The sequence below is a fragment of the Methanocalculus sp. genome, assembly GCF_030651615.1.
Lineage (GTDB): Archaea > Halobacteriota > Methanomicrobia > Methanomicrobiales > Methanocorpusculaceae > Methanocalculus.
In genome coordinates this window covers 1-10,070 of sequence record NZ_JAUSCG010000119.1, presented here as the reverse complement: position 1 = coordinate 10,070, position 10,070 = coordinate 1, and the positions used below count along the sequence as shown (strand labels likewise).

Sequence of the window (10,070 nt, the reverse complement as noted above, 5' to 3'; positions counted from 1 at the left end):
CGATGACCGCCCATCTTCGCTGTTGAGAGGTCCGGTTAGAGAAGACGGATCCGTCCCATCACCAATAACAATCTCGGAAATTCTCCTCTTCAGATGAGCAACAAATGCATCATAGACTCCATCTTCAACAATCAGACGTTTTGGCGAGGTGCAGATCTGGCCGCAATTATATAATCGCAGCAGAAGAGCTGCTTCTGCAACAGCAACGGGATCGACATCCGAACAGACGATCATCGGGTCATTTCCTCCAAGTTCAAGTGTCACCCGTTTCATCGTCTCTGATCCGACAACAGCCACATGACGCCCGGTCTCTATCCCTCCGGTGAAGGAGATCTTCTTCACCTCCTGATGAGCGACCAGTGGATCGCCCACTTCAGCACCGGAGCCGGTGACGATATTGAGGACACCTCCCGGAAGTCCGGAACGCTTCATCACTTCACCAAGGGCAAGGACTGCCATTGGGGCTTTACTGGAGGGCTTTAATACCAGAGTATTACCCGTCACAAGTGCCGCACCGATCTTCCAGGAAGCGATAAGAACCGGCATGTTCCAGGGGATGATCGCACCGCAGACCCCAAGAGGCCGCCTCTGCACCACACCATACCCATACCTCGGAAGTGTATCAGCATATCCTGCCGAGACAAGAGATGCCGATCCTGCATAATATTCAAAGACTGCCGCTGCACCATATACTTCATCCTTTGCCTCACGGAGGGGTTTTCCCTGTTCGGTTGTCAGAATAAGGGCGATGCGATCAGCCTCTCTCCTAATCAGCTCAGCGCAACGGTACAGCAAACCTCCACGACGGGAGTTTGGAAGCGTTGCCCATGGAGTGAATGCATCAAGGGCCGCTTGAACTGCAAAATCAACATCCTCTCCACCACCCGCCGGAACCTCGCCGCATGCGGTCCCTGTCGCAGGATTATTGATCTGGATTCGCTCACCTGAAACGGATTCTAAGAATTGATCCGCGATCATCATCTGCATACCAATTGATCCCCGGTACGATCAGATAATGATGATGATCCGGATCGAAAGAGAAGGTATAACGGTAAATAACATCGAAAAGTACCTGAAGATGGAAGAGAAGTATTCATTCATTGCCAGGATGCCGGATGAGCCGGGATCGCTTTTGAAAGCATCAGATCTCATCCGGAGGTACGACGGCAATATCAATCGGATTCAGTTTGATCGGCGGATCGACAAGAACACGGTCTTCTTCGAGGTAACAGCAACCAAAGAGAATTATCACCTTATACGGGATGGGCTTCTCCAAATCGGGTATCTTCAGTCGAGGATCCCACCAGTCAATATCCTGCTATTTCATATCTATCTCCCAACACCTCACCGTCCGGGAGCTCTCTATGAGGTGTTGACAGCATGTGCAAAGGCAGGTGCCGATGTTGCCGGAATTGACTTTGATGATACCGGACAACACCCGGATCGTCTGACCATCCGGTTAAATGTTATTGAATCTCCACGCATTGAAGAGGTGATAGATGCCATCAAGAGCAGGTACCGGCTTGAGATCCTTGAATATGACGCACTCGGTGAAGCTCTTGATGAGACGATCTTCTACATCTGTTTTGCGCAGAAGATTCGCCCCTTCATCGGAGATGCAAATGATGAGTTTCTCCTTCCATTCCTCGGCGATGTCAACCATGTTGTGCAGGAGCTGACAAACCGGGGAGAAGATCCAAGAGCGGTCTTTGATTATATATACCGAATCGGCACATTTCTGACAGAAACTACCCGGGATGGTTTCTATGCAGAGATTCAACAGGTAGAGGCCCCGGATGGAGCATCTCTCGCATGCATTCAACCTCCGGGCGGAGGAAGCATCTTCATCTTTGATGCCAATGGAGAACGGTTGATGATCGACACCGGCTATGGTATCTATCATGATGATCTGGAGCGGATGCTTCATGAAACAGGCTTGCATGGATTCAGGGGGATCTCACGGATAGTCTGCACCCATGCAGATGCGGACCACTGTGGTGGAGCCGGTTTCCTCCCGATACCATCATATCTGCATCACGGAACCGATGCGATCATCGAATGTTCAAACAGAGGATATGGCTCCCGGAGTCAGGGCTTGATCCTTGAAGCTGTGTATACGGTGATAATCAACCTATTCTCAAAATTTTCGCCTCCAACGAATCGTATACTCTTCTCAAGAGACGGTACCGGCCTTCGTGGCATATTTCCGATTATCGATACCTTCAGAATAGGCGGCCACCGGTTTGAGGTGCTGGAGAGCCTTGGGGGCCATATCCACGGCCAGGTCTTCCTGTTGGCCCCGGATCTCGGCCTTCTCTTTACAAGCGATGCACTCATGAATTTCTCAAGTCTGACAGCTGATCGACAGCTGTACAACTCCATCGCCGATTTTCTTGTTACCTCAGTCAATGTCGACTCAGATATTGCGCGGCAGGAGCGGCGCGAACTGATGAAGCTGGCAGAGGAGATAGATGGGGAAATGAAGGGTATCGGCCGCAGGTGCCTGATCTGCGGGGGCCATGGTGCAGTATCCACTCTTGAGGATGGGAAGCTGACAGCATATGGGGAGATCCGCCACTATACACACCCTGCATAATCTTTTTAAGTTAAAAGTAATGGATATATCATGGCATCTCCACTTCTGGCAGTCATCCTGTCGTTCTTCATTCCAGGGCTTGGCCAGTTCTATACAGGTCAGTTTTTGAAGGCGTTCGCTCTCTTTATTCTTGCTGTGATCTTCGGTTTCTTCTCAACGATGCTCATCGGCATCCCCTTCTACCTGATCGTCTGGCTCTACAGCATGTATGATGCATATACCACCGCAGAGAGGGGTTAAGAGATGACCGGAGCTCCCATTCTCCTCCTGCTTATCACCGAATTCATCGCAGTCGTCTTCGTTGCGCTTGGATATTTTATCAAGATTAAAAAGATGACGAACCTGATCGCAGGATTTGATCCGAAGAGTTGCAGAGATCCTGAGGGTCTGATCAGTTGGATTGGAAACAGCCTTCTTGCACTGGGGATCGGAGCCGCCCTCATCTTTGTTGCGATGCTGATAGTTCCGGACTACTCACTCACCCTCTTCCTCATATACACCGCAGGAATTGTCCCAATAGCTGCAATCATCATCGCACTGGTTGCACGGAAGTTTGATAAAAAAGAGTGAATCAACTGGAGCTGAATTTTTCAAGCTCCATATCCCGCAGCTCTTTTCGCTTGATCTTTCCTGAGATCGTCTTTGGCAGATCAGGTACAAACTCGATTGCACGAGGATATTTGTATGGGGCAGTAACATGCTTCACATACTTCTGTATCTCGCGGGTGAGGAGATCAGATGGCGTATAACCATCTTTTAAAACAACAAAAGCCTTTACGATCGTCCCTCTGATCGGATCAGGTGCACCAACGACTGCAGATTCCTTAACTGCAGGATGTTCAAGGAGGGCAGACTCAACCTCGAATGGCCCGATCCGGTACCCTGAACTTTTTATGACATCATCGTCACGACCAACAAACCAGAAGTAACCATCCTCATCCATCGTCGCTTTATCACCGGTATAATAGAATCCATCAACGAAGACCTCTTTTGTTGCCTCTTCATTATCGAGATACCCGCGGAAGAGTCCAACTGGCCTTGGATCAGTTTTAATTGCGATCTTTCCAATCTCACCAGGAGCAACAGGGCGATTATCCTCATCGTGGAGTTCGATATGCCATCCGGGTGATGGTTTGCCGATCGAGCCTGCTTTTGGCTCCATACAGGGATAGGTACCAATACAGAGTACTGTCTCAGTCTGGCCGTATCCCTCATAGATGGTCACCCCGGTTGCATCCTTCCAGACCCGGATCACCTCCGGGTTCAGCGCCTCACCGGCACTGACACAATGTCGGAGTTGTGATAGATCAAACGCATCAAGATCGGCCAGAATCATCATCCGAAAGATCGTCGGTGGCGCACAGAATGTTGTGATCTCGTACTTCTCAAGGATTGGGAGAACCTCGGTTGGATTGAACTTCGTTCTGATATCATATACACAGACACCGGCTCCGCAGATCCAGGGGCCGAAGAACTTACCCCATGATGATTTTGCCCATCCGGTATCGGCAAGGGTTAAATGAAGATCATTATCTCTCAGATCAAACCAGTATCTCCCGGTGATGATATGGCCAAGAGGATAACTATGGTCCTGGAGTACCATCTTCGGCTCTCCGGTTGTCCCGGAGGTGAAGTAGATTACCATCGGGTCAGTTGCCTTCGTCTTTCTCCCACCAGAGAGGGGTGCGAGACGGTGTGACGCAGGAGCCGGGTAATTCAGTTCAACCGGATAGCTGATCCAGTTTGGAATCTCTCCATCGATAAGGAAACGAAGCTCTAATGATGGACATTGTTCGCAGATCTCCTCGACCTTCCATGCGTTCTCAACGTCGGTGACGATCATCCTGAACTTCCCAAGGTTGACCCTGTACTTCAGGTCTTTAGGTGTGAGCATCGTCGGGCAGGGGCAGAAGACAACCCCGAGTTTGATCGCTGCAAGTGCAAATGTCCACCATTCAGGAACCCTTGAGAGCATAATCAGAATACGATCTCCCTTCCCGAGGTCGCGTTTGATGAACATATTGGCTATCTGGTTTGAGAGGTTCATCAGATGACGGAAGGTATAGTATCTCTCCTCACCATTCTGATTGACCCAGATCATCGCCAGTTTATTGCGGTCTTTTTCTGCCATCGCATCGATGACGTCAAACCCAAAGTTATAGTATGCTGGAACATCAATGGAATGGTTCGCATAGCCTTTTTCATAGTCTGGCAGGTTCGGTTCGATAGGCATCATGAAGAAAAATATGTGTCATCGAACCTGATGAATCAGAAGGTTTTGTATCACCGCCTGTCAACCACTCGTTTTGGCCGCCCCTTCACCTTGTAGAGTTCCAGCTCTCCGGGTCCTGTAAAATGGAAGAGTATCTCAAGAGATCCGCTGATATATAATTCGCGAAGTTCTGATTTGTATCTGAAGAATGCCTTGAGAAAGATCTCTTTTATCCCCTCAGTATCAGATGAGGCAGGATCATGACATTCGAGGCTCACCCGGAGAACTGTTGAATCTGTCTCCCGCCCCCCATAGAGGAATGCTTCATACTCACCGGTAAGATACACCATATTCTCAGGCTGAAAGACGCCGCGCTCAACATCCACACGGTTAAAAGAACGATCCTCTATCCAGAACCGTTCACCTTCCCGCTCTGGTGTCTTGATCCGAACCGATGTCCTGCCACAGGCGCACCGGTCACGGGAGATGACTGCGGTTGCATCTTCAGTATCATAATTAATCAGGAGTGTTCCGCACCTCTCACCCACCGGCAGGAGTTTTGTTAAGATGATCCGCCCATATGACCCATCCGGAACAAAATGATCCATCCTGGGATTATAAAGATCCATATGAATGAGATCTTCCGGAACATGGAGTCCGGCCTTTGCGACACTCTCCCCACACATTGTACCCTCAGTACTCCCATAGGTATTGTAGATCTCACAATCCCAGAGACTTTTCAGATAGATCCGTGCCGCCTCGGCAAAACTCTCGCCTCCAACGACAAGGCGTTCAATACCTGATTCTAACGGATCGATTCCTTCTGCACTGAGCCTGCGGGCAAGGCGAATAAGTTTGAAGACCGACCCGATCACAACCGTCGGCCGATAGTTTTTGATTACCCGAATCGGAAAAGTACACTTGCCTTCAGGTATGATGGTGCTCCCTGTTCTCCTTGCGGCGAGTGTCATCATCGTCGCCCCGACATTCATCCCATAACTCGCACAAACGACGATTCTATCACCCTTGGATATCCCATATGACCGGAAAATCCGTGCATACTTTTCAGAGTACCGAAGCCAGTCCTGCCATGTGAGAAAGAAGGATTTGGGATTCCCAGAAGTCCCGCTCGTCTCATGAATCGTATAGATCTCATCCATATTAGCAGAGAGAAATTGAAACGAGTCGGTTATGGGGGGCTGGTTATTCCGGATCGTACTGCCTGATATGATCGGGAGATCAAGGAGATCCTCATGTTCGCGGATTCTGGAGATATCAATTGAATGCTCGCGAAACCAGTTCCTGTAAAAAGGTGAATGATCGTTTGCGTACTGTATTGTATACCGAACGCGTTCATCGATGACCGCATCGAGATCATCCCGGGGCATCGTCTCGATCTTCTCACGGAAATATCCTGGTTCACCCATAGTGTGATGCAAGGCATCGCTACAGATAAATCTTCTCACATGACCCATCTTCGATCGCTTCCTTTTTTACTGCACAGATTCGATTAGGTATACCAATGGCGAACCGGAAGCAGCTGACCCCTGCAATGCAGCAGGTGGAGGATCTGAAGAGCCAGTACCCCGGCTGTATCCTCTTCATGAGGATGGGGGACTTTTATGAGACGTTCTTTGAGGACGCAGTTATATGCGCACGTGAGCTTGAGATTGTGCTGACATCCCGATCAAATGATCCGGATGGAAACCCAATCCCGCTTGCAGGTGTCCCGTATCATGCAGGAGAGACGTACATCTCCCGCCTTGTGCGGAAGGGCTACCGGGTAGCTATCTGCGAACAGATCGAAGATCCGAAGAAGGCAAAAGGAGTGGTGAAACGTGATGTCGTCCGCGTTGTGACACCTGGATGCGCGATCGATCCGATGATCATCGATGCACCTGAGTCCAGATATCTCATGAGCATACTGCCGGATCGGAAGAATGAGGCCTTCGGCATCGCTGCTCTGGAGATATCGACAGGGGAGTTCAATGTCTGGATGGTATCAAAAGAAGAAGGACTTCCCGGCATTTCATCGATAATTGAAGCGAAAAGACCGATGGAGTGCCTTGTCATGGAGCGGACAGATTCAGGAGTACAACAGCTTCTCAGATCATATGATCTCCTTGTGACCGAGAGGCATCCCGGCGAATTCGATCCGGAGGAGGCAGAGAAGCTGCTCTCCCGCCATTTCAAGGTATCCTCTCTTGAGGTGTTTGGTATCATCGGGATGCCGCTTGCAGTCGGTGCTGCGGGTGCAGCCCTCTCATATGCTACTATCACTCAGAAGAATGTACTTCCGCATCTGACTGAGATCCATGTCACACATCCATCTGAAGGTATGATAATTGATGCCGTCACCCAGCGAAATCTTGAACTTACCCGCTCAGCCCGGGGAGATCAGAAGAAAGCATCTCTTCTTGGAACTCTTGATAAAACACGCACCCCAATGGGGCGAAGAACTCTTGTGCATGAGATCACCGCTCCACTGACGGATATCCCGGCAATAAATGAACGCCTGGATCTTGTTGAGTGGTTCATACGTAACCCGATTATCAGATCAAAGATCAGCGATCACCTGGGGGAATGCGGCGATATTGAGCGGATATCCGGGAGGATCGCCTATGGAAATGCATCGCCACGTGACCTGCAGGCACTTGCCGGGTCTTTGGAATCACTTCTTGGAGTTACCCTGTCTATTGAAGGTAACCCGCCAGATCTCATGGAAAAACTTGCAGGTGAGATCAGTAATTTCAATGACGTGATCTCGTTGATCAGATCTGCAATACAGGATGATCCGCCATTACTCATAAGAAACGGGGGTATCATACGCGAGGGATATGATCAGGATCTTGATTTGCTGAGGGGAACAGCCGGATCCGGGAGGGATTGGATCCTCTCGCTCCAGCAGTCTGAACGTGAGAATACGGGCATCAAATCTTTAAAGATCGCATATAATCAGGTATTTGGGTATTATATCGAAGTGACAAAAGCCAACCTTGATCGTGTTCCAAAGGAGTATGAAAGGAAGCAGACGACGGCATCCGGAGAGCGGTTTACAATACCCTCCCTCCGGGAGTACGAACGGGAGATAGCCACAGCAGATGAAGAGGCGCTAGCGCGCGAGACGGCATTATATATCGACCTGATCGAAAAACTTCGTCCGCTTGTACCTTCATTTCAGACAGGAGCCCGCGCGGCAGGAATGATAGATCTCAATCTCTCATTTGCAGTCATAGCTGAACAGAAAGGGTACATCCGTCCCCGATTACATACGGGGACTGCCATTATTATTCGAAACGGTCGTCATCCGGTTGTTGAAGAGAGTGTCTCCGAAGGCTACGTTCCAAATGATACCGATCTTGATAGTACAGAGGATCAGGTTCTCATTCTTACCGGAGCAAATATGGCGGGAAAATCAACGTATATGCGTTCAGTTGCCCTCATCTGCATTATGGCACAGTCCGGATCATTTGTCCCGGCGGATTTTGCAGAGATAGGGATCATCGATCGCATATTCACCCGTGTGGGTGCCTCCGACGATCTTGCCGGCGGGCAGAGTACATTCATGGTCGAGATGGTTGAACTCGCATACATACTCCGTCATGTAACTGATCGGAGCCTTGTCATTCTGGATGAGATCGGACGTGGAACAAGCACCGTAGATGGATACAGCATCGCCAGATCAACTCTTGAATACCTTCATGGAAAGAGATCTATTGGCCCAAAGACCCTCTTTGCAACCCACTTCCAACGTCTGGTTGAGGTTGAAGGTGAGCTAAAACGGGTGAGAAATTATCATTTTGCGGTACGGGAGACCTCAGATGAGATCACATTCCTCAGAAAACTCATACCCGGTGCAACGGATAGAAGTTACGGCATCCATGTCGCCCGGCTTGCAGGGGTTCCCGAGAGGGTCCTCAGCCGTGCACAATCTATCCTCAAAGAGACGCTTGTTGAAGAGAAGAGTGGAGAATCCGGTGGAAGACGGAGACCACGGTACACACAACTGCTCATATCGGATAGAGAAACCCATAATGAAACCGAAAGTCCGGTGCTAACAGAGATTAAGAAGATTGATCTTGACAGAATAAGTCCGATTGAAGCGTTGATTATCCTGTCTGAATTGAAGAAGAAGGCAGGTGAATAACGTATGACCGGATCAGTAATTCATCTCCTTGACGAAGAGACGGTCTCACATATTGCTGCTGGTGAGGTTGTCGAGAGGCCGGCATCCGTTGTGAAAGAACTTGTTGAGAACTCTATTGATGCCGGAGCAACTCGTATTCGCGTCCTGATTAAAAGTGATGGATCTGCAGTACAGCGGATCACCGTCATTGATGATGGGGATGGAATGTCACCTGAAGATGCGCGCCTCGCATTTCGTCAACATGCAACAAGTAAGATCAGCACACCCGACGATCTATCTGAGATTAAAACCCTCGGATTCAGGGGAGAAGCGTTAGCAAGTATCGCAGCAGTATCAGAGATCATCCTCTCAACACGCAGACGTGAAGAGATTGCCGGAATACGAGTACAACTCTCAGGTGGTGTTGTCACCAGTGAGTCGGAGTGTGGAATCCCTCCCGGAACGACAATCGAGGTATCCGGTCTCTTTTTCAACACCCCTGCACGCAGAAAGTTTCTTCGTACTATCTCAACAGAGCTGGCACACCTCTTTGACACAATGGAGCGGACAGCACTCTCCCATCCGGAGATCTCATTTCAACTTCTTCATCAGGATAAGGAGAAGTTCAGAACATCCGGACGAGGGGATCTTATCGGAACGATTCTGGATCTCTTCGGATCTGATATCGCAGAGTCGCTCATTTCGTTAACCCCACTCAGAGGTGAAATTGAGGTTGCCGGATATGTTGCCTATCCCCTCACCTCAAAGCGGAGCCGATCTCAGATATACATCTCGGTCAATGGCCGCCAGATATCTTCACCATCTCTTGTACGAGCGATTCGTGATGGTTTTGGAATAAGCATACCAAAAGATGAGTATCCGTTTGCTGTGATCGACTGTCGAATCGATCCAGGAGAGATCGATGTGAATGTCCACCCAACGAAGAAAGAGGTCAGATTCTCATCTGAGCGCCGTGTTGTCGATACTGTCAGGACAACCATCTGGTCTGCTCTAACGAGTATTCCATCCGGACAACCTGCATCTTACAATACAAAACAGGCTTCACTAACTATTGAGAATCCATCACCACTAGAATCCCTACATCCGGCACCCATCATCTCGGAGAAACCACTACC

At 49.5% G+C, this 10,070-nt stretch carries 8 protein-coding genes; 5 read left to right on the top strand and 3 right to left on the bottom strand.

The window, feature by feature from the left end:
* Positions 1 to 987 (bottom strand): aldehyde dehydrogenase (locus Q7V06_RS05365; RefSeq protein WP_304839151.1); only part of this gene is annotated, 987 nt, incomplete at its 3' end.
* Positions 988 to 1,021: 34 nt separating this feature from the next.
* Between Q7V06_RS05365 and Q7V06_RS05360 the strand changes: the two genes are divergently transcribed.
* From Q7V06_RS05360 to Q7V06_RS05350, 3 genes are read left to right on the top strand one after another with little or no spacing between them, the layout of a single operon-like run.
* Entirely contained in the window at positions 1,022 to 2,596 is a 1,575-nt protein-coding gene (locus Q7V06_RS05360; protein ID WP_304839147.1) for an MBL fold metallo-hydrolase, read from the top strand.
* A 30-nt stretch (positions 2,597 to 2,626) separates the two neighbouring features.
* Positions 2,627 to 2,836 carry a hypothetical protein gene (locus tag Q7V06_RS05355; RefSeq protein ID WP_304839144.1) on the top strand — a complete coding sequence of 70 codons (210 nt, stop codon included), beginning with the start codon at positions 2,627 to 2,629 and terminating at the stop codon, positions 2,834 to 2,836.
* A gap of 3 nt (positions 2,837 to 2,839) precedes the next feature.
* Complete coding sequence (locus tag Q7V06_RS05350; protein ID WP_304839141.1) at positions 2,840 to 3,166, top strand: DUF3784 domain-containing protein; 327 nt, start codon at positions 2,840 to 2,842, stop codon at positions 3,164 to 3,166.
* A 1-nt stretch (position 3,167) separates the two neighbouring features.
* Here Q7V06_RS05350 and Q7V06_RS05345 read toward each other — a convergent pair whose 3' ends face one another.
* Together Q7V06_RS05345 and ftsA are read right to left on the bottom strand one after the other, a co-directional pair.
* Positions 3,168 to 4,832: an AMP-binding protein gene (locus tag Q7V06_RS05345; protein ID WP_304839138.1), complete on the bottom strand. Its 1,665-nt coding sequence runs from the start codon at positions 4,830 to 4,832 to the stop codon at positions 3,168 to 3,170.
* A 47-nt stretch (positions 4,833 to 4,879) separates the two neighbouring features.
* Positions 4,880 to 6,235, bottom strand: a complete 1,356-nt coding sequence (gene ftsA, locus Q7V06_RS05340) for a coenzyme F390 synthetase (RefSeq protein WP_304839136.1) — start codon at positions 6,233 to 6,235, stop codon at positions 4,880 to 4,882.
* Positions 6,236 to 6,330: 95 nt separating this feature from the next.
* Here ftsA and mutS point away from each other — a divergent pair, with 95 nt between their 5' ends.
* Positions 6,331 to 8,955, top strand: coding sequence for a DNA mismatch repair protein MutS (mutS, locus tag Q7V06_RS05335; RefSeq protein ID WP_304839133.1), 2,625 nt, complete (start codon positions 6,331 to 6,333; stop codon positions 8,953 to 8,955).
* A 3-nt stretch (positions 8,956 to 8,958) separates the two neighbouring features.
* Positions 8,959 to 10,070 (top strand): DNA mismatch repair endonuclease MutL (gene mutL, locus Q7V06_RS05330; protein ID WP_304839130.1); only part of this gene is annotated, 1,112 nt, incomplete at its 3' end.